At 64.1% G+C, this 22237-nt stretch carries 20 protein-coding genes and 2 pseudogenes; 13 read left to right on the top strand and 9 right to left on the bottom strand.

Going from position 1 to position 22237, the window contains the following annotated elements; genetic code table 11:
- Nucleotides 1–34: 34 nt before the first annotated feature.
- The 3 genes and pseudogenes from tuf to eruA all read left to right on the top strand — a co-directional run.
- Nucleotides 35–1213 (top strand): annotated as a pseudogene (gene tuf / locus AC3WLC_RS10055) (elongation factor Tu); the annotation flags it as partial.
- Nucleotides 1202–2326, top strand: coding sequence for an alpha/beta hydrolase (locus tag AC3WLC_RS10050; protein ID WP_493684531.1), 1125 nt, complete (start codon nt 1202–1204; stop codon nt 2324–2326). The pseudogene tuf and the gene AC3WLC_RS10050, both read left to right, overlap by 12 nt.
- A 250-nt stretch (nt 2327–2576) precedes the next feature.
- The gene (gene eruA, locus AC3WLC_RS10045; RefSeq protein WP_493683794.1) at nt 2577–6623 is read left to right on the top strand and encodes an NACHT domain-containing antiphage protein EruA; all 4047 of its coding nucleotides are present in this window, start codon (nt 2577–2579) and stop codon (nt 6621–6623) included.
- Between the two features lie 180 nt (nt 6624–6803).
- On the opposite strand, the gene AC3WLC_RS10040 is transcribed toward eruA, so the two are convergent.
- Complete coding sequence (locus tag AC3WLC_RS10040) at nt 6804–7301, bottom strand: hypothetical protein (RefSeq protein ID WP_493683792.1); 498 nt, start codon at nt 7299–7301, stop codon at nt 6804–6806.
- Here AC3WLC_RS10040 and AC3WLC_RS10035 point away from each other — a divergent pair.
- Entirely contained in the window at nt 7300–7878 is a 579-nt protein-coding gene (locus AC3WLC_RS10035) for a hypothetical protein (protein ID WP_493683790.1), read from the top strand. The two genes, AC3WLC_RS10040 and AC3WLC_RS10035, sit on opposite strands and share 2 nt — an antisense overlap.
- Nucleotides 7879–8598: 720 nt before the next feature.
- Here the strand turns inward: AC3WLC_RS10035 and AC3WLC_RS10030 are convergent.
- From AC3WLC_RS10030 to AC3WLC_RS09995, 8 genes and pseudogenes are all read right to left on the bottom strand, one after another.
- Nucleotides 8599–9261, bottom strand: a complete 663-nt coding sequence (locus tag AC3WLC_RS10030) for a hypothetical protein (RefSeq protein ID WP_493683789.1) — start codon at nt 9259–9261, stop codon at nt 8599–8601.
- A 156-nt stretch (nt 9262–9417) separates the two neighbouring features.
- Entirely contained in the window at nt 9418–9723 is a 306-nt protein-coding gene (locus AC3WLC_RS10025; protein ID WP_493683788.1) for a hypothetical protein, read from the bottom strand.
- On the bottom strand, nt 9720–9926 hold the full coding sequence (locus AC3WLC_RS10020; protein WP_493683787.1) for a helix-turn-helix domain-containing protein: 207 nt from the start codon (nt 9924–9926) through the stop codon (nt 9720–9722). The genes AC3WLC_RS10025 and AC3WLC_RS10020 overlap by 4 nt, the downstream gene beginning before the upstream one ends.
- A gap of 140 nt (nt 9927–10066) precedes the next feature.
- Nucleotides 10067–10579 (bottom strand): hypothetical protein, encoded by a 513-nt coding sequence (locus AC3WLC_RS10015; RefSeq protein WP_493683786.1) that lies wholly within the window; start codon nt 10577–10579, stop codon nt 10067–10069.
- A 337-nt stretch (nt 10580–10916) separates the two neighbouring features.
- Nucleotides 10917–12113, bottom strand: a complete 1197-nt coding sequence (locus AC3WLC_RS10010) for a tyrosine-type recombinase/integrase (RefSeq protein WP_493683785.1) — start codon at nt 12111–12113, stop codon at nt 10917–10919.
- A gap of 265 nt (nt 12114–12378) precedes the next feature.
- Nucleotides 12379–12465, bottom strand: a complete 87-nt coding sequence (locus tag AC3WLC_RS10005) for a hypothetical protein (protein WP_493684530.1) — start codon at nt 12463–12465, stop codon at nt 12379–12381.
- Nucleotides 12462–12656: pseudogene (locus AC3WLC_RS10000) on the bottom strand (Lrp/AsnC ligand binding domain-containing protein); the annotation flags it as partial. The gene AC3WLC_RS10005 and the pseudogene AC3WLC_RS10000, both read right to left, overlap by 4 nt.
- A gap of 18 nt (nt 12657–12674) precedes the next feature.
- Nucleotides 12675–13379 (bottom strand): Lrp/AsnC family transcriptional regulator, encoded by a 705-nt coding sequence (locus tag AC3WLC_RS09995; protein ID WP_493683783.1) that lies wholly within the window; start codon nt 13377–13379, stop codon nt 12675–12677.
- Between AC3WLC_RS09995 and ehuR the strand changes: the two genes are divergently transcribed.
- The 9 genes from ehuR (at nt 13275) to ehuA (ending at nt 22195) form a co-directional block, all read left to right on the top strand.
- Nucleotides 13275–14651: a MocR-like ectoine utilization transcription factor EhuR gene (gene ehuR / locus AC3WLC_RS09990; protein WP_493684529.1), complete on the top strand. Its 1377-nt coding sequence runs from the start codon at nt 13275–13277 to the stop codon at nt 14649–14651. The genes AC3WLC_RS09995 and ehuR overlap by 105 nt on opposite strands.
- A gap of 129 nt (nt 14652–14780) precedes the next feature.
- A complete protein-coding gene (gene eutB, locus AC3WLC_RS09985) occupies nt 14781–15809 on the top strand; it encodes a hydroxyectoine utilization dehydratase EutB (protein ID WP_493683782.1) in 1029 nt (342 codons plus the stop codon).
- Nucleotides 15806–16819 (top strand): ectoine utilization protein EutC, encoded by a 1014-nt coding sequence (gene eutC, locus AC3WLC_RS09980; RefSeq protein ID WP_493683781.1) that lies wholly within the window; start codon nt 15806–15808, stop codon nt 16817–16819. The genes eutB and eutC overlap by 4 nt, the downstream gene beginning before the upstream one ends.
- The gene (gene doeA, locus AC3WLC_RS09975) at nt 16816–17994 is read left to right on the top strand and encodes an ectoine hydrolase DoeA (protein WP_493683780.1); all 1179 of its coding nucleotides are present in this window, start codon (nt 16816–16818) and stop codon (nt 17992–17994) included. The genes eutC and doeA overlap by 4 nt, the downstream gene beginning before the upstream one ends.
- A 4-nt stretch (nt 17995–17998) precedes the next feature.
- Nucleotides 17999–19012 (top strand): N(2)-acetyl-L-2,4-diaminobutanoate deacetylase DoeB, encoded by a 1014-nt coding sequence (gene doeB / locus AC3WLC_RS09970; protein ID WP_493683779.1) that lies wholly within the window; start codon nt 17999–18001, stop codon nt 19010–19012.
- A 105-nt stretch (nt 19013–19117) separates the two neighbouring features.
- Nucleotides 19118–19969 carry an ectoine/hydroxyectoine ABC transporter substrate-binding protein EhuB gene (gene ehuB / locus AC3WLC_RS09965; protein WP_493683778.1) on the top strand — a complete coding sequence of 284 codons (852 nt, stop codon included), beginning with the start codon at nt 19118–19120 and terminating at the stop codon, nt 19967–19969.
- 81 nt (nt 19970–20050) lie between these two features.
- Nucleotides 20051–20716 (top strand): ectoine/hydroxyectoine ABC transporter permease subunit EhuC, encoded by a 666-nt coding sequence (ehuC, locus tag AC3WLC_RS09960; protein WP_493683777.1) that lies wholly within the window; start codon nt 20051–20053, stop codon nt 20714–20716.
- A 10-nt stretch (nt 20717–20726) separates the two neighbouring features.
- Complete coding sequence (gene ehuD / locus AC3WLC_RS09955) at nt 20727–21419, top strand: ectoine/hydroxyectoine ABC transporter permease subunit EhuD (RefSeq protein WP_493683776.1); 693 nt, start codon at nt 20727–20729, stop codon at nt 21417–21419.
- Complete coding sequence (ehuA, locus tag AC3WLC_RS09950; protein ID WP_493683775.1) at nt 21416–22195, top strand: ectoine/hydroxyectoine ABC transporter ATP-binding protein EhuA; 780 nt, start codon at nt 21416–21418, stop codon at nt 22193–22195. The genes ehuD and ehuA overlap by 4 nt, the downstream gene beginning before the upstream one ends.
- The last annotated feature ends 42 nt before the right edge of the window (nt 22196–22237 follow it).

The raw sequence follows: 22237 nt of genomic DNA, 5'->3' as shown, positions 1-22237 counted from the left end.
GTGCTGGCGCGCCAGTCGCCCTCGGGAGTGCCGGATGAAGGTCAAGTTCGAGCGTTTGAAGCCGCACTGCAACGTCGGCACCATTGGGCACGTCGACCACGGCAAGACGACCCTGACGGCTGCGATCACGAAGGTTCTTGCGGAGTCTGGCGGCGCGTCGTTCACGGCGTATGACCAGATCGACAAGGCGCCTGAGGAGAAGGCTCGCGGCATCACGATCTCGACGGCGCACGTCGAGTACGAGACCCCGGCTCGCCACTATGCGCATGTCGACTGCCCCGGGCACGCCGACTATGTGAAGAACATGATCACCGGCGCGGCGCAGATGGACGGCGCGATCCTGGTGGTGTCGGCGGCCGACGGCCCGATGCCGCAGACCCGCGAGCACATCCTGCTGGCGCGCCAGGTCGGCGTTCCCGCGCTGGTGGTGTTCATGAACAAGGTCGACCTCGTCGACGACGCCGAGCTGCTCGAGCTGGTCGAGATGGAGATCCGCGAGCTTCTGTCGAAGTACGACTTCCCGGGCGACGACATCCCAGTTGTAAGGGGTTCCGCCAAGGCGGCCTTGGAAGGCGTGAGGCCGGACATTGGGCGCCACTCAATTCTTGAGCTCACGCGTGCTTTGGACGAGTACATTCCTCAGCCTATACGCCCCGTGGATATGCCCTTCCTGATGCCGGTCGAGGATGTGTTCTCGATCTCGGGCCGCGGCACGGTCGTGACCGGCCGCATCGAGCGCGGCATCGTCAAGGTCGGCGAGGAAATCGAGATCGTCGGTATCCGCGACACGCAGAAGACCACGGTCACCGGCGTCGAGATGTTCCGCAAACTGCTCGACCAGGGCCAGGCCGGCGACAACGTCGGGCTGTTGCTGCGCGGCACCAAGCGCGAGGACGTCGAGCGCGGCCAGGTGCTGTGCAAGCCGGGCTCGGTGAAGCCGCACACCAAGTTCAAGGCCGAGGCGTACATCCTGACCAAGGAAGAGGGCGGTCGCCACACCCCGTTCTTCACCAACTACCGCCCGCAGTTCTACTTCCGCACGACGGACGTGACCGGCGTGGTGCACCTGCCCGAGGGCACGGAGATGGTGATGCCGGGCGACAACATCGCCATGGAAGTGCACCTGATCGTGCCGATCGCGATGGAGGAGAAGCTGCGCTTCGCCATCCGCGAAGGCGGCCGCACCGTCGGCGCCGGCGTCGTGACCGAGGTCGGCGACGTCGCTCGCGACGTCCCGCGGGCTGGAGCTGACGCGCTGTTGGGAGGCGCCACACCCTATGTCGTTGAGCGCGACGCGGCGATAACGGACACGATTGGGGTGGGCGTTGACGAAGGCGGCGAGTGTGTCAGCCTTCTCTTCGCCACGACGCGCGAGCGGATCAAAGGCGACGGCTGCCGGTTCGGCGGCGAGCGGTCGCAGAGCTTACACTACGGCAGAGCGCGCGTGCACGTTCCCCCGGATCGCCGCATCGGTACTATCGCGATACCGAAGCGGTTCGAGTTTCTTGGCATCACGCTGCATGTGCAGAAGCACGACGGGTCGAAACATTTCCGAATCGAGAGCTGTGCGGTCGTGGCAAGGGAGGAATGGCTCAGCACGATAGCGACGGCGCCTCAGGACGAGGCACTTGTCTTCGTGCACGGCTTCAATGTTGATTTCGAGGAGGCGATTTTCCGCTGCGCGCAGATCGCCTGGGACATCAAGTACACAGGCATACCGATCCTCTTCTCTTGGGCGTCGCGTGGAACAGTCCTGAATTACGCTTACGACCGCGAGTCGGCGCTGGTCGCCAGGCGTCCATTCCTGGATTTCTTGCGGGACGTCGCGACCGGCGTATCCAAGATTCACATCCTGGCCCATAGCATGGGCAACTTTGCCATCCTGGATGCGCTGAGCTCGCACGACCACGGCACCTCACCCATCTGCCTGGGCGAGATCGTCATGGCCGCTCCTGACGTGGACGTCGACCATTACGCGTCGATCGCCCCGCTCGTGAGGAAGGGCGCCGCCGGGATGACGCTCTACGCTTCGTCGTCGGACAGGGCCCTCGGCCTAGCCAAAAAGATCGCGGGGTTTGTCCCGCGCGCGGGCGACGTTCCGTTCGACGGGCCGCTGCTCGTCGCGGATATCGATACGATCGACGCGACCGCGGTGGGCGAGGAGATATTCGGGCTGAACCACGGAGCCTTTGCGGAAAGGGGCTCGATCCTGACCGACATCATGTTGCTCCTGTCGAGGGGAATTCGGCCTCCGGGCGACCGAGCCGCCTATATCAAAGGCATGCCGAATGGAATGTCGCCACGGTGGTGGCGCTTCGTTCCGTAAAGCCGACGCCGTCGTGGTTAATGCGTGAACCTCGAGGGCTGTAGTTGTCGTTTTGGCGCCAGTGGGAGAAGCAAGCGCCAGGAGCGGAACTTAGGCCTCCGCCCGAAAGCAGACCTCTGCGACGCAGTTTGGCGTGACCACGCGCAAGCGAGGCTGCGTTACCGCGTGCGGCTCGGAGGTTGTGGGATCTTGTGGACCTTGACCAGACCTTCCTAGAGCCTCAGTTGTAGTGCGGCACGAGGACACAAGATTGCCGCCTGCGACAGCTTATTTTCCCCGCCGCCTCTCGATCAATGACGCGTCGGTCGTCGATCCCCCAACAGACGAGACAGGGCTTCTCGCGCTCGCCGGCAACAAGATCGTTCTCGGCGAGCCCGGCATGGGGAAGAGTGAATTAATGCGCCAACTGGGCCGGCAGCTTGCCGTCGAGCCGGTTGCCGCTGTCCGTTTTATCAACGCTAAGAATCCGGCCAAGCTGGTGCCGTCGGGTAAACCCTTGCTCATCGATGGTCTCGACGAGGCGATGTCGAGGCGTGAAGGCGATGCGATCGACGCGATCATGGCTCAACTTGAGGAAGCTGACGCGCCGCCGTTTATCCTTTCGTGCCGCTCGCGTGAGTGGCAGGTGCGCAGCGTAACGAACTTGCGCCGGTTGTACGGCGCCGAACCCAAGATCCTGACACTTGAACCGTTTGATCGAGCCGAAGCGCGCGCCTACCTAGTCGTAAAACATCCAGATGTTGATCCGGATCATGTGCTCGACCACCTCGCGGCACATAGCCTAGACGAACTTCACCACAACCCTTTGACGCTTGGATTGATGGGACGGGTGGCGGAGAGCGATGCTCAATTGCCGGCTTCGCGGGCGGCTTTGTTCGAGCGCGTCTGCACGCTTGTCTGGCCCGAGCACGATGCGGATCGGCAGGATGGTGGGCTGGCGCAACTCACCCAGGACGAAGCGCTCGATGCTGCTGGCGCGATTGCCGCAGCGCTTTTGTTCGCTGGTGCCGAAGCGGCAAGCGCGGCAGGTGCAGCCCACGTACAGCAGGGGGATCTCCGGCTGGCTGACCTAGAGACGTTGCCTCGCGCGAGAGCTGCGCGCGAGCTATTTTCTTCCAAACTGTTTCAGAGCGTGGGCATCTGGCGCGCCAAGCCGATCCACCGTGTCATCGCCGAGTATCTTGGAGCGCGTTGGCTCGCGCGCCAAGCTACGACGCCGCGCGCACAACGACGTCTGCTTGCACAATTACATGGCAGCGGCGGTGTACCTGCCAGTCTGCGCGGCCTGCATGCGTGGCTCGCCCACCATAGTCCGGCTATGGCCGAACGGGTCATCGCCGCTGATCCCTATGGCGTGCTTCGCTACGGTGAGACCACCGAGCTGACAGCGCAGCTCGCGGAGCGCTTGTTTGATGGTCTCTATGCCCTCGCCGAGGATGATCCCTATTTCCGCGCCGCGGACTGGAACAGCAAAACCGCCGCAGGGCTGATGATTCCGGCGCTCAGGCTCCAGATCGACGCGGTCATTGGGGCGGCAAAGGGCAATGGGCACCTCCGTTCGTTGTTGATCGAAGGGCTGGTGGGCTCACCACTTGCCGCCGCGCTCGCAGACAGACTCGAAGCGATTATGTTGTCGCGGGAGCGCTTCTATCGCGAACGCGATGATGCCGCGGACGCGTTGTTTCCCCACCGGGACCGAACTTGGTGGCAATCCAAGATTGCGGCCTTGGTCGATCAAGGCGCGGACGACGCGCCGCGGCTCGCGCGCAAATTGATCGTGCGTGTCGATGCCGACGTCTCGGACGAACTTCTCGTCGCGACGATATTCGCTGAAATAGGGGTGACCAGCTGCCCGCTCCCTCGCTCTAAGGGGCGGCGCGTCCACAGCATACGGAGCTTTGATCGCTTGATCGCCGCTATCTCGCCGGCGCGACTGATCCGCGTGCTCGACATGATCGCTGATTATTCCGAACTGCTGCGCGAGAATGATTGGGAAAAGACGCGTGATGTTGCCAATATCGCCACGCATCTTCTCGTCCGCGCGATTGATGTGCAGGTTGTTGGTCCGCCTCAAGCATCGCTGGTCTGGCGCTGGCTCGGAGTCATCGCGCGCGCCCGCGGCAACCACCACGATATCCAACAGACGCTCGCTCAGCGATTGGCGTCCCACGATGGGTTGCGCCGCGCGATCCAGATTTACGTCCTGGATAACGAGCGACGAAACGATAGCCTATGGGTGACGGAGCTGCATTTGGGGCGCCGGATGGTCGCGCTTTCAACGCAAGCGGGTGACCTTGTCTGTGTGTTCGATCGCCTCGCTCTGGGCGACAACAAGAACGCGGCGTTTCGTCAAGACTGGAAGGATTTGGTGCGCGTTGGCTGGGGGCGAGACGGGCTCGACCCGGATGTGCGTGCGGCGGCGGAAGCGTTTCGGCGCGGTGATAAGCCGCTCGCGGATTTTCTGCGCAAGCTCGAAAATCCCAAGAAGCTGGCCTGGGAAGTTCGGCAGGAGAGGGAAGCAGCCAAGCGGTCACGCAAGCGTAAGGTGGCCTTCGAGACGACGCGTCGCGATTTGGGAAAAGCGCGCGAGCACCTTCGCGCAGGCGAGCTGAAAGCCATTTGTGGATGTGCGAAGGGCTATTTCGGCCTATATGGCGATTTATCAGCCGAGTTGCCGCCGGTTGACCGATTGGCTGAGTGGCTCGGGCCAGCGTTGCGCGATGACGCCCTGGTGGGCTTCGAAGCAGTGCTACATCGAACAGATCTGCCGACCGCTACCGAAATGGCCGAGGGGTTCGCCAAAAGTACGGTCTATAACTACAGCTATCCAATCATGGCTGGAGTGCATGAGCGGATACGCAATAGTCGCGGCATCGCCGACCTACCCGAGCCAGTTAAGCTCATTGCGTTGCTACTCAGCCATGATGATCACGGCTGGAATCTCGAGGCCGAGAGGCTTGCGGTGCGCGAGGCGCTTGAGGCGCAGGTCATCCCTACTCCACAAGCGAGGCAGGCGTTCGCGCGGCTTTGGATCGAACCCGCGCTGGCTGCGGGCAACGGGCATGTCGCTGGCCTCTACCAACTCGCCCATGATCCAGAATGGCAAGCGACTGGTGTGGCGCTCGCCGCCAGGTGGCTGACGAACTTTCCGAATGTGCCCGAACCCGTTGAGGCGAGCCTAGTCGACTGTCTGGCTTTTGGCGGCGCGCTCGATGCGCTCAGCGATGTTGCCAAAGCGCGCGCTGGAACGATGTTCCGTAACTTCGAGCATATGCTCTCGTGGTTGGCGATCGACGTGCTGGCGCGGTTCGAAGCAGTGCTGCCCGACCTCGACAGGATCGGTGCGCGCAATCCCGAGTTCATCTGGTTTCTGCGTGACCGGTTCCGGTTCGAGCGGCGTGGCGGAATGCTGCGGCAGACTGTTTCGCAGGCTGAATGGATTATCGCCGAGTTCCGCGGGCATTGGGCCTATGCAACGCTGGAGGGCAGCGGTTCGGGTAATACTAACGACTATGATGCGACGGACTTTCTTCGCTCGCTAATCAACCGAATTGCCGACGACACCAGTGCTGAAGCGAGCGAGGCGCTGCAGCGGCTCATTGCGGGGCCGGGCGACAGCTACAGCGAGCTGATCCGCCACATGGCGGCAGAGCAACGGCAAAAGCGCGCGGAAGAGGGCTTTTCGGCGCTGTTACCTAGTCAACTCGCTGATCTCCTTCAGGACGGGGGCCCCGGCAACATCGAGGATTTAAAGGCGCTGGTGCTTGAAGAGATGGAGATCGCCCGGCGCAAGCTGCTCGGCGACGACCTGGACTCGGTTGCCGACTTCTGGACCGACGCGGGCATCCCGCGCGACGAAAACCGCTGTCGGGACCGGTTGGCGGCGATGATCGGGCCCGAACTCGCGCGCTACGACATACATCGGATCACCGAGGCAGATATGCCGATGACGAAGCGCGCTGACCTCGCCTTCGCGCGTGGGACGATGCAACTGCCAGTGGAGATTAAGGGGCAGTGGCACAAGGATGTTTGGAATGCCGCAACCGGACAGCTCGATGTTCAGTATCTGATCGACTGGCGCTCCGAGCAGCGAGGCATCTATTGCGTGTTATGGTTCGGGGACGTGCCGTCGGCAAGCAAACGGCGCCTGAAGCCCCATCCGGATGAACTTCATGCGCCGGCGAATGCCAATGACATGCGGGCGATGCTGATCGCTCGGATTCCCGAGGCACGCCGTGCGCTGATCGATGTGTTGGTGTTGGACTTCACTGCTGGAAGGCCTGCCGCTGTGCGGTAGGGCCGCTCATTGCCGAGCGGTGCCAGAAGCAGACATTGAGGCCGGAGCGGAAAGCGAAAGCCTACATGCAACGATGCGGTAGTCGGCTCGTGGCCTTGGCTCCCGGCGTGTTGGACTAGAAATGTTTGGTTGCGGACGATAACCCCGTTCCATCGGCAGGCCACACAGACGTTGCCCTAGCTAGCGACGGCGATTGCGTGACTTCCGCCGCTCCTTCAGCTGGCGGTCCTGGCCCGCAGCAAGGCTTCGATTGTCTTGGGCTGGGATTGGTTTCGAGTGCAGGGTCTCGTCCGTAATGAAGTGACCCCGAAGCCAGGCAGCGAGGTAACGCGAGATGGCCTGCCCTGGCGGCGCAAACCTGATCGCATGCCTCAGCACTTCAACTGCGTCGCGTTTGCGATGGGCGAGCAGCGCCTCGAGGGCGAGGCCGGTCGCCGCCTGGGTGGGTAATAGTGAAAGGTGCTCGTCAGGCGGCCAAAGCAACCCCAGGAAGTCGCGGAAGACGGAGAAGTGCGACTGCATCTCGGCTTTGGGACCGGCCAGACGGCTTAGCGCCGCGCGCAATCCCGGGAAACCGGACGATCCATCGATCTCCTTCTGCCTGCCGGTCGCGTCGACTGGCTGAAGCTTTCCCTTCTTCACTTCAGGATCGGACACAGGCGCCGGAGACTTTTGCATGTCGATGCTCTCGAACAATTTCCGCTTGCGCCAGCTTGAAGGGGCGCCCCGATGGGCGCGACCAGCGGCGGTCATGGCCCTCGCTTTCGCCCTAAGCGGCTGCGTGAGCCTCGCCGATCAGATCTCCAAGGAAGCCGAGACAAAACGCGCTGCCTGTCAGCAGCAGAGCTTCCGAACCAATGTCGAAAAGGCACAGTGCCTCAACACGGCGGAAGCGCGCCTAGGCGAAGTCTGGGGTGCCGACCTGGCGGCGGTCCGCCGCCAGTCGCGGCTGGTGATTGCCGAGAGACAGGACCGGAAGGAGCTGACCGACGCGGAGGCAGAGCTGGAGCTCGCCAAGGTCAACGCCGAGCTCACGTCCCAGGCGGCGCGCCGCCGGCAGGAGCGACAGCTCGCGGAGGCGCAGTACGAAGCCGCCGTGGCGCAACAGCGAAGTGCGAGCGCAGCGCGCTCGCAGACATCGACGTCAGGAAACCTCGAGTGCGTCAGCAGGACGGTGTCCGGTGATCTCCGGACCGAGTGCCGGGACAACGGCGTGAACTATATCCGCGGCAACCCAGCGACCCACTATCAGTAGTTGGCAGAGCCGCGATCCTGCCAACGCCAGTAGCTGCTCGAAAGCGCGTCGCTTGGTTGCACACGGTTCCCAAAAGCCTTCAGCGCACCGTGCATTTATTTTTACAGGACAGTCGAGTGGTGCGGAGATCGCTCGTCCAGCCGTGCCGTTGAAAAAGCCCTCGTTGACGATGGAGTTTTTTGCGGGGCGGATGCAGGAAAGTTCTAACGGCATCGGATCGCGGCGTCGGGAGCTGTCCAACCAGCAAACGACCGAATGCACCAAGAAGGGTGGTCACTGCTTGCTTCGCGCAGGTGCGGCCGCACCTGCGCGCACGAGGCGAACGATTCTTTGCAGCCTCATGACGACGCCAGGCTCCCGCCATCGCGATGGGCAATCGTGAATATCGGCTCAGCGTGTGATGAGCATTGGCATGCTGAGCGTCGCAGCGAAGTGAAGATGTCGCTGCACAGATGGGATGGTCGGCGAGAGCGATAGGCGAGATATTGCACCCAGTTCTTACCTCTCTGCACGCGTACCCCGCAGGTGGGCAAAATTGCAGTGTCAACTAGTTCAACCACTTTTTGGGGCGCGATAATGCCGGTTTCCGTACCCCCTCTCGTACCCATCGTACCCCTGAGCGCGAGTGCTTGAGGTCGGCCAATTTCCGCGATTGATCATAGTCCATATCAGGCGCCTCGTGGGGCCGGTTCGGCCGACGAGGCGCCTCTTACGGTGGCGCTACCCAAGCGGCCAGAAGACTATGTGCTCGTCGAAGGCGGAGCTGAGCTTGGCCGTCTTGGCGGCGTAGTCCAACGCTCCGAACAGATCGCTCGCGTGCTTTAGGTGGACCTCGCCCTCGGCATTGGTCTTCCGCCACAAGCGCTGCAGAGCCCCGTCATTGTAGCAGAGCTCGAACTTGCCGGTTGCACTGACCGCGCCTCGCGGCAGCGGGGCGTCTTCAACAAAAATGACGAAATGCGCATGGTCGAACTGCTCGCTGGAGCGGCGACTGTGAAGCGAGCTCTTCGGAGCGCTCTTGTAGACGGGCTGATCCAACGCCCCGATTGCGCGGGGCTGGACAGGGCGCCGCTTGCTGTAGCGACTGCCGAAGAGCAGGCGCAACAGCTCTTTGTAGAAGCGATCGAGATCGGCAACATAAACCTGCCGTGTCTGGGCCGGCGGCATGGGCCGCGTCAGACCCTCCTTCACCTCGTCCCTCGTGGGCGTGCTGTCATTGTTGCCGCCGGTCACAAGGTAGCGGCTGCGATAGCGGTCGAAGGTCAGCGTCAGGAAGTAAAAGGTGCCGCGCCGTGCGCTGCCATAGCGCAGCAACCAGGTCGATAGCTGCGAAATCTCCTGCCGGCGCGGCGACGGATAGGTGTGCGCGTTAGCTTTAGACATAGTTTTTCAATTGGCCCCGCGAAGGGCCACCTCTGAGCATGTGGTCTTCCGGTCCATGGCCCTCGTATGACGTTTGGGAGGGGCCGGATGACGTTGTTGCGGGAGTTTCGGCCGCTCGGCCGACGGTGGGTGCTGGCGGCAAGGCGCCGCCAGAGGTCAACGCTTGGGCGTGCGGGCAGCCCTGGCTGCGGCACTGCGCTCCGACTTCCGCCATACGGCAGGACGCTTGCCCATGCGGTAAGGCCAGAGCGGACAGGTCACAGAAACACACTTGCGGATCTCGGCCGTGCGGCCGCAGCAGCACTCGCGACACTTCGCCCTGGCGATGACCGTCATCGGAACGCGGCGATGGCCCAGCTCAGCCAGTTCGGCCTCAGGGAGCTCGTCAGGATGCTGGCCGATCGGCTCACCCGTGCTGGGATCGGGCGCGAGACCGAGTTTGCGCTCGCGGAGCTTCTTCACGGGCTGCCCTCCGGCTTGCGGCGGGGCAAAGCGGCGACGAAGCTCTCAAGATCATTCCGTCGGATCAGCGTCCACCCACCCAGACGAATGGCAGGGAGCTGGCCGCTGGCGATGAGCTCGAAGAGCTTGGTCTTGCCGATGCCAAGCGAGCGCGCTGCGTCAGCGGTCGTCAGGGCAACGGGTGCAATCGGCAACTGAGTCATTTGAATCCTTTCCGGTTCGTGTTGGACCGGAAGGACCCTGCCAAATGAGAGATGGGAAAAAGCCGAGAAGCCGACTCTGATCGTTGGCCTAGCGAATGGATTGTAGACCCGGCCGTCGAAGGCGCTGAGCCATAAACAGATCAATCGACCTCAAATTCTTCCCAGTTCATAGCTGCAAGCTCCGCTGCGCTGCAGACAGTCGTTTCTATTGCCGTATCCTCGCGCAGTTTTGCTGGCTCGCATCCTTTTCGAGGACGGCCGCGGCGCCTTTGGATCGGAATATCTGGGTCGGCTGGAGTCTCGCGCTCAAGCCAATTTTCTACCTCGCCACCTTCGACCATTCGTTTGGACCGCCAGTAAGGCCCCATCGCCTTACGAAGCACGCCGACGGTGAACTCCCCGGCGCCCAAACGCTTGAGCTTCGCAATATGAATGAGATAGAGCGCAAAGATTGTGAATGGGCTCTGGATCTCAGGAGCCCCTTGGACCGCTTGGCTCGAATGTTCCGACGGACGCTTATAGCCTCCCATCGTAGGATTTTGTTCGGTTATTGTAAGGAACGCTTCTGCGAATTGCGAAGCAACCAACTCGTCGTACCACTGAACGGTGGTGAGAGGGCCTTCGAAAGTCCGCTGCCTGCTTTCACCATTCATCGCTCGAATGTTATCTCGACACTGGGACTCACGCTCGATAGCGTCAGCTTCCTTCTATGTCGAAACAAGAATTGTTAAACACACGTTGATTGTAATTTTGACCTTAGATTTGCTTATTTGAATATTGCTAACATAAATACTACCGTGCTTATTGTTTATCTCCGGCACATAGATTTGATGGCGTTCCGGTCGAACGGGATAATAGGAGCACGGATCTAAATTCCGATCGAGAGAGATCGCCCTCCGACGTTCGAGAAAGGCATTGTTTACCTCCCAAATCAATTCCGCAAGCTGGGAGTCGGTGATGCAGAACGGGTGGGTCCTGATGGCTGGAGCATTATCCGACATCGCCAACCTCCTTAGTAAGGAACTCGCCCCAGGCGTTCATGAGCTCCCGACGTCGCTCAAGCACGTCGCCGCGGCGATAGGCGCGCTCTGTCTCGTCCCCGACGACATGGGCGAGAGCCGCCTCGGCGATCTCGCGCGGAAAATGCGTGGTCTCGCCGGCCCAATCCCGGAATGACGAGCGGAAGCCATGGACGGTGAAGTGATTGAGCTTCATCCGCCGCAATTGCATCTCCATCGCCATGTTCGAGAGCGGGCGCTGTGGCTTTTGGCCGGGAAAGACGTAGTCACCGATCCGGGCGGCCCACATCTCCTTCGCCAATGCCAGGGCGGGCCGCGACAACGGCACGCGGTGCGGCCGCGCCGCCTTCATACGGTGCGCCGGTATAGTCCAGACGCCAGCTTCCAGATCGAACTCTGACCAGGCCGCGCCGAGCGCCTCGCCCGAACGGCTGGCGCAGTAGATCGTGAATTCCAGCGCCCGCGCCGCGGTGCTCTTGCGCTGCCCGAGCTGCACGATAGAGGCGGGGACATCCTGATAGGGCATCGCGGCATGATGGCCGCGCGACAGCTTCTTCCGTTTTGGCAGGAGGTTGCTGAGGTGGCCGCGCCAGCGCGCCGGATTCTCCCAGGGTGAGGCGATCAGCCCGCGCGCTTTGGCGGCAGCTAGGACGCGCTCGATCCGGCCGCGAACCCGCAAAGCAGTTTCCGGTTTGCTATGCCAGATTGGGGAAAGAGCCTTGAGAACCAGATCCGTCGTGATCGTATCGAGCGGTGCATCATTCAAAAGCCCGGCATAAATCTTCAGCGTGCTCGACCACTGCGCCTGATGCTTGGCATTACGGAACTCCTTGCAGATCTCGGGTAGCAATTCGTCGACAAAGGCGCCGAATGTCGGGATGGCCTTCTGACGCTCATTACCCAAGCGGCGATGCAGGATAGGATTCTGCTTGCTCGATAGCAGCGTCCGAGCTTCCCCAGCCCGCACGCGGGCGTCAGCGAGCGAGACGCGAGACGTGCTGCCAAGGCCCATCTCCTTGAGCTTGCCCTCCCAGCGAAAGAGGAAAAGCCAGCGCTTGGCACCATTCGCGTCGACATAGAGGTAGAGGCCATTGCCGTCGCCATGGCGGCCCGGCTTGGAGACCGTTTCGACCTTGCGGGCCGAGAGCTTATTGATTGCGCGCGCCACGTATAACCCCAACTTCCGCCCCAACATAAAACGCGGATTGAGGCGTGCCAAGGCGGCAAAGGGCGATCAAAACATGTAACAAGCCGTTACAAAATCAGGAGATTGAGACTTACGTTGAACTCCTCCGAATGGAAGTTCGACGGACGCCCTGTCCGCCATCTAGTCTCCCAGCTTCAGCGCTCAACGCAGAACCGGTCGAAATGGCCGGTATTTCGGCGCTTTGAAGGCGCCGTGTCCTTCTCTCCGGAGCGTCTGCCCAGAAAATTTAGGCGCCCCGTTGGGTAGATTCTCGCGTCGCCCCCAGGGAGTAAGGCGTAATGCCGAGTCGCTCGGCAGCGCGCGTGAAGCTCAACTGCTCGGCAACGGCAGCGAGAAGCCTGCCTTGACGCGGTCCATGACGACGATCGTCTTGAAACTCCTGATATCGACATTTCGCAGAAGAAGCGGCGCGTGAATTGCTCGTAACTCTCCTTTTCGCGCTGCAACCATGAGGACGAAGTCGGCGCCGCCAGTCACATAGAAGCCGATCGTCACTTCTGCCGTTACCCAGGTAACGTGTGGCTATGCGCGGGAATTGATGTTGGCAGTCGGGATGTTTTTGGTCACGACATAGGTATAGTAGCGCTCGATCCCGGTCGCAGGATCGAGCAGCCTATCGATCAGCCGCTGATAGCTGTCGATGTCGGGCGTAACCACGCGCATGATGTAGTCGATGCCGCCGCCGGTGGCATCGCAGGCGACGATCGCCGGCTCCTTTGCAACCGCCTCCTCGAAGCGGCGGAAATCCGTCTGCTGGTGGCTCTTCAGGCTGATCTCGACGATCACCGTCGTCCGCGGCGCGTCGGGCTCCAGATCGACGATGGCGGTATAGCCCTTGATCACGCCGGCTTCCTCCATCCGGCGCAGCCGCTCCCAACAGGCTGCCGGCGACAAGGCCACCGTCTCGGCGAGCTTGAGTTTGGTCATGCGGCCGTCGCGCTGCAGGGCCGCGACGATCTTCAGGTCGATCGGATCGAGCTTCATCTTCGGTGACCGCGCGTGCATAATGTCATGATTGTTGCTTCCTAAGAACGAGACAATCCCATGTTCCGTCAAGCCGAACGGCCTTCCGGCAACAGGCTTTCCCCGATTGTGGAGAAAACCGTCGAATGGCACCCGGTCCTGACGAAGCAGAAGGGCGCGACCAAGCATGCCGCGCTGACCGAGCGCATCATCGCCGATATTGACGCCGGCCTCCTGAAGCCGATGGATCGGATGCCGACCCATCGCGACCTCGCCCGCGAGCTCGGCATCTCCGTCCAGACGGTCAGCCTGAGCTACAAGGAGGCCGAGCGCCTCGGCTATCTCAGCGGCGAGGTCGGGCGCGGAACCTTCGTGAAGAGCCGCGTCACCGAGCAGGCCGGGCGGTTGATGCTCGACCGCAGCCCGACCGAGGTCGTCGATCTCTCGATCGTGCGCGGCGTCTATCTCGATGCGCATGAGGCGGCCTCGCGCCAGGCACTGGCGACGCTGGCCGAGGGCGACACCAGCGCCTTCATGCGGCCGTGCCGGCCGATCGCGGGCCTCGACCGCCATCGCGAAGCGGCGCGCCTCTGGCTCGAGCCGCTTGGCGTCGAGACATCCGTTGAGCGCGTGCTGATCACCAATGGCGCCGCCCATGCGCTCTTCCTGGCTCTGACCTGCGTCGTCCGCGCCGGCGACCTCGTTCTGACCGAGAACCTGACCGACCATGGCGTCATTGGCCTCGCCAATATCCTCGGTTTCAGCCTCAAGGGCCTGCCGACCGACGAGGAGGGTATCCGCCCCGATGCGTTCGAGGCCGCCTGCCGTGCCGGTGGCGTGCGGGCGCTCGTCCTGATCCCGACGCTCAACAATCCGACCAGCCATGTCGCCGGTCCCGAGCGCCGCCGCGCCATCGCCGAGATCGCGCAGCGCCATGGTGTCTTCGTCGTCGAGGACGAGGTCTACAAGCCGCTCATCCCCGGGCCGCTGCCGGCGATCACCGCGATGCTGCCCGATCTCGGCTTCTTCCTCACCAGCTTCACCAAGACGGTGCTGACCGGCCTGCGCGTCGGCTATCTGGTCGTGCCACCGCAATACTCGATCCGCGCCGCCTCGATCCTGCGCGTGACGAGCTGGAGCGGCACCTATCTGCCGGCCGAGATCGCGACGCGCTGGGTCGAGGACGGCACGGCGCAAAGGCTGCTCACCGTCCAGCGCGAGGAAGCGAAGGCACGCCAGCGCATCGTAGCGGAGATGCTCGGGAGCCATGTTGCCTCGAGCCATCCGCTCTCGCTCTGCGCCTGGCTCAAGGTGCCCGCGCATTGGACCGAGGACAGCCTGGTGCGCTCCCTCGCCGACCGTCGCATTGCCGTGACGCCGTCAGACCCCTTCGTGGCCGGCCCCAGCCATGGTGGCGGCATCCGCATCTGCCTTGGGGGGCGGATGAGCCATGAGCTGCTGGCCCGGACGCTGACAGCAATAGGCCAGACTTTCGAACAGCTTCCGCCGGTCTTCGATATCGGCGCGATCGGCTGAGGGGGGCGGCGAACGGGCCCGTTTGCCATGTCATTGCCGGCTTTGGCGCACGCCCAACATAATTGAATCATGACAATATAGTAATTGACATGAAATTTTCTCCCTCGCAGCATGACAAGCGAGGGAGACATGACGGTGACCAAACCGCGTCTTTTCACTGCCGAGGCAGATCGACCGGCCGCCCGACCGGCCGTCGTCGCGCTGCCCGCGATCGAAGCCGCCGCGGCGCGCATCGCCGGCCGGGTCGAGCGCACGCCGCTCGTCGCCTCCCCGTCCCTCAGCCGCCTCTGCGGTCGGCCTGTCCATCTCAAGCTTGAAACCCGGCAGCCGATCGGCGCCTTCAAGCTGCGCGGCGCGATGAACGCAGTGATGGCACTGACCGAGGACCAGCGCCGGCGCGGGCTGGTGACCGCATCGACCGGCAATCATGGCCGCGCGATCGCCTACACCGCCCGCGAACTCAACCTTCGCGCCACTATCTGCATGTCGGCTCTGGTGCCGGCGAACAAGGTCGAGGCGATCCGCGCGCTGGACGCCGAGGTCCGCATCGTCGGCCGCTCGCAGGATGATGCGCAGATCGAGGTCGAGCGACTGGTCGCGGAACAGGGCCTCACCCAGATCCCGCCCTTCGATGATCCCGAGGTCGTCGCCGGCCAGGGCACGATCGGGCTCGAACTGGTCGAGGACCTGCCCGATCTCTCCTGCGTGCTGATCCCGCTCTCGGGCGGCGGGCTGGCGGCCGGCATTGCGGTCGCGGTCAAGGCGCTGCGGCCCTCCGCCCGGATTATCGGCATCTCGATGGAGCGCGGCGCCGCGATGGCTGCAGCGATCGCGGCCGGCCGCCCGGTCGAGGTGGTCGAAGAGGAAACGCTGGCGGACTCGCTCGGCGGCGGCATCGGCCTTTCCAACCGTGTCACCTTCGCCCTGTGCCGGGACCTCATCGATGAGGTCGTGCTGCTTAACGAGGCCGAGATCGCGGCCGGCATCCGCCATGCCGCGCTTGTCGAGAACGAGGTCGTCGAGGGCGCCGGCGCGGTCGGCATCGCCGCTTTGCTCACCGGCAAGGTCGCACCGCAAGGCCCGACGGCGCTCATCCTGTCAGGCCGCAACATCGACGGGGCCGTGCACCGGCGCATCGTCTCCGGAGCCACTGCATGAGCCGCATGCTCGTCCTCACCGAAGCAGAACTGCGCCGCATCGTCGGACTCGACCTGAGCGCCGTCGCCTGTGTCGAGGAGGCCTTCGCCGCGCTCGCGACCAAGCCGGTCGCGGTGCCGCCGATCCTGCGGCTCGACATTCCCGAGCACCGCGGCGAGGTCGATGTGAAGACCGCCTATGTGCCGGGCCTCGACGGCTTCGCGATCAAGATCAGCCCCGGCTTCTTCGACAATCCCAAGCTCGGCCTGCCCAGCCTCAACGGGTTGATGATCCTGTTCAGCGCCCGGACCGGGCTGGTCGAGGCGCTGCTCCTCGACAATGGCTATCTCACCGATGTCAGGACAGCTGCGGCCGGAGCCGTCGCGGCGCGCCATCTCGCCCGGCCCGATGCCGCGGTCGCCACGATCTTCGGCGCCGGCATGCAGGCGCGGCTCCAGCTCGAAACCTTGGCGCTGGTGCGGCCGATCCGCGAGGCGCGGATCTGGGCCCGCGATGCGCAGAAGGCGAACGAGGCCGCGAGCGAGCTCTCCCGCAAGCTCGGCTTTCCCGTCACCGCCGTCGCCGATCCGGAGGCGGCCGTGCGCGGCGCCGATGTCATCGTCACAACGACGCCGGCCGAACAGCCGATCCTGATGGCAGACTGGCTCGAACCCGGTCAGCACGTCACCGCCATGGGCTCCGACAGCGAGCACAAGAACGAGATCGACCCGGCCCTCTTCGCCCGCGCGAGCTATGTCGCCGACCGCCTCTCGCAGACGCGCCGCCTCGGCGAGCTCGCCCATGCGATCCGAGCCGGTCTTGCTACGCCCGATCAGAATTTCGCCGAGCTCGGCGAGGTCATCGCTGGCCAACGCCCCGGCCGGACAAGTGCCGACGAGATCACCCTCGCCGACCTGACCGGCACCGGGGTGCAGGACACTGCGATCGCCAATCTCGCCGCCGCCCGCGCCCGCAATGCCGGCGCCGGGCAGACCATGGACACCAAAGCCGAAGCGGGAGATGCCGCGTGACCGTGACCCTGAACTTCACCCGCAAGGAATATGCCGAGCGCCTCGCCAAGACCCGCGCCGCGATGGAGCGGGCCGGCATCGAGCTGATGGTCGTCACCGACCCCTCGAACATGCATTGGCTCACCGGCTATGATGGCTGGTCGTTCTACGTCCACCAATGCGTGCTGGTGCCGCCGACCGGCGAGCCGATCTGGTATGGCCGCAAGCAGGATGCCAACGGCGCCAAGCGCACCGCCTGGCTCGGCCACGACAACATCATCGGCTATCCCGACCATTATGTTCAGTCGAGCGAGCGCCATCCGATGGATCTGCTGGCGCAGATCATCGCCGAGCGCGGCTGGGACAGGCTCTCGATCGCGGTCGAGATGGACAATTACTACTTCTCGGCGGCAGCCTTCGCCTCGCTGCAAAAGCATCTGCCGAACGCCCGTTTCAAGGACGCCGCCGGGCTGGTGAACTGGCAGCGTGCGGTCAAGAGCGCGACCGAGCTCGACTATATGCGCAAGGCTGGCCGCATCGTCGAGTTGATGCACCAGCGCATCGTCGAGGTCGTCGAACCCGGCATGCGCAAATGCGACCTCGTCGCTGAGATCTACGATGCCGGCATTCGCGGCACGGCCGAGTTCGGCGGCGACTATCCGGCGATCGTGCCGCTGCTGCCCTCGGGCGCCGACGCCTCCGCCCCGCATCTGACCTGGGACGACAAGCCGATGCGCCCGGGCGAAGGCACCTTCTTCGAGATCGCGGGCGCCTACAGGCGCTATCATTGCCCGCTCTCGCGCACCGTCTTCCTCGGCAAGCCGACGCAGGCTTTCCTCGACGCCGAGAAGGCGACGCTCGAAGGTATGGAGGCCGGGCTCGCCGCGGCAAAGCCGGGCAACGCCTGCGAGGACATCGCCAACGCCTTCTTCGCGGTGCTGAAGAAATACGGGATCATCAAGGACAACCGCACCGGCTACCCGATCGGCCTGTCCTATCCGCCCGACTGGGGCGAGCGCACGATGAGCCTGCGGCCGGGCGACCGGACCGAGCTCAAGCCCGGCATGACCTTCCATTTTATGACCGGCCTCTGGCTCGAGGATATGGGCCTCGAGATCACCGAGAGCATCGCGATCACTGAGAGCGGCGTCGAATGCCTGTCGAACGTGCCGCGCCAGCTCTTCGTCAAGGGTTGAGGCGATGCTGACCGCCTCGCCCCGCCCCTCGCCACTGACGCCGACGATCGACCTCGCGGCGCAGGGCGTCCAGCACGGCCATCTGCGCCTGCCCTATAGCCGCGACGACAGCGCCTGGGGCTCGGTGATGATCCCGATCTGCGTGATCGCGAACGGCGACGGGCCGACGGCGCTGCTGACCGGCGCCAACCATGGCGACGAATACGAGGGGCCGGCGGCGCTGTTCGAGCTGGCCCGGACCCTTGGTCCGGCCCATGTCACGGGCCGGGTGATCATTCTGCCGGCGCTGAACTATCCCGCCTTCTGCGCCGGGACGCGGACCTCGCCCATCGACAAGGGCAACATGAACCGTAGCTTTCCGGGTCGCCCGGACGGCACTATCACCGAGAAGATCGCCGACTACGTCACGCGCCATCTCGTGCCGCTGGCCGACATCGTCCTCGACTTCCATTCGGGCGGAAAGACGCTCGACTTCCTGCCCTATGCCGCGGCGCATGAGCTGCCGGACAAGGCGCAGGAGGCGCGCTGCTTTGCGGCGGTCGCCGCCTTCTCCGCGCCCTACTCGATGAAGATGCTGGAGATCGACGCCGTCGGCATGCTCGACACCACCGTCGAGGCGATGGGCAAGGTCTTCGTCACGACCGAGCTCGGCGGCGCCGGAACCGCCAGCGCGCGCAGCATCGGCATCGCCCGGCGCGGCGCCAACAATCTGCTGAGGCATGCCGGCATCCTCGCCGGCGCGCCTGAGACAGCGCAGACAAGCTGGCTCGACATGCCCTCGGCCGATTGCTTCACCTTCGCGCAGGACGACGGGCTGATCGTCTTCGAGCACGACCTCGGCGAGCCCGTGCGCGCCGGCGAGGTGATTGCCCGGGTCTATCCGGTTGGGAAGACCGGGCTCGCGCCGGCTGAATACCAGGCCGCCATGGATGGCGTGCTCGCCGCCCGCCACGTCCCCGGGCTGATCAAGGCGGGCGACTGCCTCTCGGTGCTTGCCGTGCTGACGGAGGCGCCCTGACCCGTTCGGCCGGGCGACCGGTCCAAGCCAACCGCCGGCGCGAAGACGCCAGAGAAGCCGAAGCAATCGGCATGCGGAGAAACATCAACCAGAGGAGAATTGCAGATGCCGTTTTCGAAGATCGCGGGCTTTTCCGCCATTGCTCTCGCCGCCGGCCTTGCCGCCGCCGGGGCCACCACGCCCAAGGACGTCAAGGACCAGGGCTATATCCGCGTCGCGACCGCCAATGAGGTGCCCTATTCCTACATGAAGGATGACGGCACTTCGGCCGGCATCGGTCCCGACGTCGCCAATGCCGTGCTGAAGAAGCTCGGCGTCGCCGAGGCCAATTGGTCGGTGACGCCTTTCGGCACGCTGATCCCCGGCCTCAAGGCCAAGCGCTTCGACTTCGTCGCAGCCGAGCAGAACATCTCGCCGGAGCGCTGCAAGCAGGTCTCCTTCACCGAGCCGAACTCCTCCTATGGCGAGGGCCTGCTGGTGAAGAAGGGCAATCCGAAGAAGCTGACGACCTATGCCGACATCGCCAAGGACCCGTCGCTGAAGGTCGCGGTCGTCTCCGGCGCCAACAATATCGACTTCCTGCGCGCCGTCGGCGTCAAGGACAGCCAGGTGATCTTCATCACTGCCAACGCCGACGCGCTCGCCACCGTGCAGAGCCGCGCCGATGCCTATGCCGCGACCGAGCTCACCGTCGCCTCGCTCGCCAAGGGCCAAGCCAATGTCGAGCAGGTCGCGCCCTTCACCGATCCTGTCGTCAATGGCAAGCCCGTCCGCAATTTCGGCGGCTTCGCCTTCCGGCCGGAGGACAAGGAACTGCGCGACGCCTTCAACGCCGCGCTGGTCGAGTTCCGCAAGACCGACGACTACAAGAAGATCCTCGGCACCTACGGGCTCTCGGACGCCAGCATCAAGGCGGCGGCGGATCGCAAGGTCGAGGATCTCTGCGCCGGAAAATAGGTTTCTGACAGACATCGCTCCGCCCGCCCTGACGGCGGGCGGAGTTCCACGCCTGTTCAACCTCGTTGCGGAGCCTACCGGATGGAGTGGCTGTCCTATCTGCCCGCCTTGTCGCGTGGCGCGCTGATCACCGCCGGCATCACCTTGGCGGCGATCGCGATCGGCGCCGTCGCGGCCTTCGCGGCCGGCATCGCCCGCGTCGAGGGCGGGCGCGTGCTGTCGCTGGTCGCGCTTTGCTACACCGAGCTCTTTCGCGGGACGTCGCTGCTCGTCCAGCTGTTCTGGTTCTATTACGCCCTGCCGCTCGTCGGGATCAGCTTCGAACCGGTCGCCACCGGCATCCTGGTGCTCTCGCTGCATGTCGGCGCCTATGGCTCGGAGATCGTGCGCGGCGCCTTGCAGTCGGTCTCCGTCCAGCAGCATGAAGCGGCGCGGGCGCTGAATTTCGGCCGCGCCCAGACGCTTCTCCACATTACTTTGCCGCAGGCGCTGGTCGAGATGATGCCGGCCTTCGGCAATCTCGCCATCGAGACCTTGAAGCTGTCCTCGCTGGTCTCGTTGATCTCGATCGCCGACCTGACCTTTCGGGCGCAGTCGATCCGCAACCTCACCCTCGACAGCGCTGGCGTCTACAGCCTGACGCTGGCCGGCTATTTCGCGATGTCGCTGGTGCTGATGCTGATCATGCGGCTGATCGAGCGGCTGGTCCGGCGCGGCGCGGCCTTCCCGCGCGCGGCGCACTCGTGAGGAGCCGCGCATGATGTACGGCTTCGAATGGGATACGACGACGCCACTGACCTACGCGTCCTCGATCCTGCCGATCATCCTGGTCGGGCTCACCGTGACACTGCAGGCTGCCGCGGCCGGCTTTGCGATCGCGCTGGTGCTTGGCCTGGTCTTCGCCCTGCTGCGGCGCAGCCGCTTCACGGCGGTATCCTGGACGACGGCGATCGTCGTCGAGTTCCTGCGCGACACGCCGCTCTTGGTGCAGCTCTTCTTCCTGTATTACGTGCTGCCGGATTACGGCATCACGCTGCCGGCCTTCCTGACCGGGGCGCTCGCGCTCGGGCTGCAATATTCGGCCTATACCTCCGAGGTCTATCGCGGCGGCATCGAGGCCGTGCCGCGCGGGCAATGGGAGGCGGCGACCGCGCTGAACCTCTCCCGGCTGCAGACCTATCGCGACATCGTCGTGCCGCAGATCGTGCCGCGCATCCTGCCGGCGATGGGCAATTATCTCGTCGCCATGATCAAGGAGACGCCGGTGCTCTCCGTCGTCACCGTGCTCGAGATGATGGGCCTCGCCAACATGATCGGCGAGCGCACCTTCGAGTATCTCGTGCCGCTGACGCTGGTCGGCCTGATCTTCCTCCTCCTCACGCTGATCTGCTCGGCCGGCCTGCACCGGCTGCAGAAGGCGCTGCCGAAAGCAGGGATCCCGCTGCGATGACCGAGACCTCCCAGGCGCCCATCATCGAGTTCGCCGGCGTGACCAAGCGCTTCGGCGCACTGACCGTGCTCGACGATTTCAACTTCAGCGTCGCCCGCGGCGAGAAGGTCACGCTGATCGGCCCGTCGGGCTCGGGCAAGTCGACGGTGCTGCGCATCCTAATGACGCTGGAGCCGTTCCAGGAGGGCCGGCTGACGCTCGCCGGCATGCCCTATCACGAGCCGAATGCCGGCGGACCGTTCAAAGCCTCGGACGGGCATCTGCGCCAGATCCGCAGCCATGTCGGCATGGTCTTCCAGAGCTTCAACCTGTTCCCGCACATGACCGTACTGCGCAATGTCGTCGAGGCGCCGCTGCGCGTGCTCGGCCTGCCGCGCGGCGAGGCCGAATGCCGGGCCGTCGACCTGCTCGCCATGGTCGGCCTCGCCGACAAGAAGGATCACTATCCCGCCCAGCTCTCCGGCGGCCAGCAGCAGCGCGTCGCCATCGCCCGGGCGCTCGCTATGCGTCCGCGCGTGCTGCTCTTCGACGAGCCGACCTCGGCGCTCGACCCGCAGCTTGTCGGCGAGGTGCTCTCGGTCATCCGCGGCCTCGCCAGCGAGCACGATCTCACCATGCTGCTCGTCACCCATGAGATGCGCTTCGCCCGCGAAGTCTCCGACCGGGTCTGCTTCTTCGACAAGGGCCGCATCTGCGAGCAGGGCGAGCCGGAGCGCATCTTCAGCGCGCCCGAGCAGCCGCGTACCCGCGAATTCCTGGCCTCGGTGCTGGGCTGAAGCCGCGCCGACGATCTATCGGCGCCGCCCCGAACTTCCGAG

This window comes from Allobosea sp. GW821-FHT03A12, from assembly GCF_058986765.1.
The sequence above is the reverse complement of the archived record's forward strand: the minus strand, read 5'-3'. Positions and strand labels throughout refer to the sequence as shown.

Bases quoted from the DNA above. Each gene is read 5' to 3' on its own strand.
- ehuC (WP_493683777.1), top strand. From the start codon at position 20,051: ATGGAGTGGCTGTCCTATCTGCCCGCCTTGTCGCGTGGCGCGCTGATC.
- AC3WLC_RS10040 (WP_493683792.1), bottom strand. From the start codon at position 7,301: ATGCAAAAGTCTCCGGCGCCTGTGTCCGATCCTGAAGTGAAGAAGGGA.
- AC3WLC_RS10020 (WP_493683787.1), bottom strand. From the start codon at position 9,926: ATGACTCAGTTGCCGATTGCACCCGTTGCCCTGACGACCGCTGACGCA.
- AC3WLC_RS10015 (WP_493683786.1), bottom strand. From the start codon at position 10,579: ATGAATGGTGAAAGCAGGCAGCGGACTTTCGAAGGCCCTCTCACCACC.
- ehuB (WP_493683778.1), top strand. From the start codon at position 19,118: ATGCCGTTTTCGAAGATCGCGGGCTTTTCCGCCATTGCTCTCGCCGCC.
- eutB (WP_493683782.1), top strand. From the start codon at position 14,781: ATGACGGTGACCAAACCGCGTCTTTTCACTGCCGAGGCAGATCGACCG.
- AC3WLC_RS09995 (WP_493683783.1), bottom strand. From the start codon at position 13,379: ATGGGTCGGCATCCGATCCATCGGCTTCAGGAGGCCGGCGTCAATATC.
- ehuD (WP_493683776.1), top strand. From the start codon at position 20,727: ATGATGTACGGCTTCGAATGGGATACGACGACGCCACTGACCTACGCG.
- doeB (WP_493683779.1), top strand. From the start codon at position 17,999: ATGCTGACCGCCTCGCCCCGCCCCTCGCCACTGACGCCGACGATCGAC.
- ehuA (WP_493683775.1), top strand. From the start codon at position 21,416: ATGACCGAGACCTCCCAGGCGCCCATCATCGAGTTCGCCGGCGTGACC.
- eutC (WP_493683781.1), top strand. From the start codon at position 15,806: ATGAGCCGCATGCTCGTCCTCACCGAAGCAGAACTGCGCCGCATCGTC.
- AC3WLC_RS10030 (WP_493683789.1), bottom strand. From the start codon at position 9,261: ATGTCTAAAGCTAACGCGCACACCTATCCGTCGCCGCGCCGGCAGGAG.
- AC3WLC_RS10035 (WP_493683790.1), top strand. From the start codon at position 7,300: ATGTCGATGCTCTCGAACAATTTCCGCTTGCGCCAGCTTGAAGGGGCG.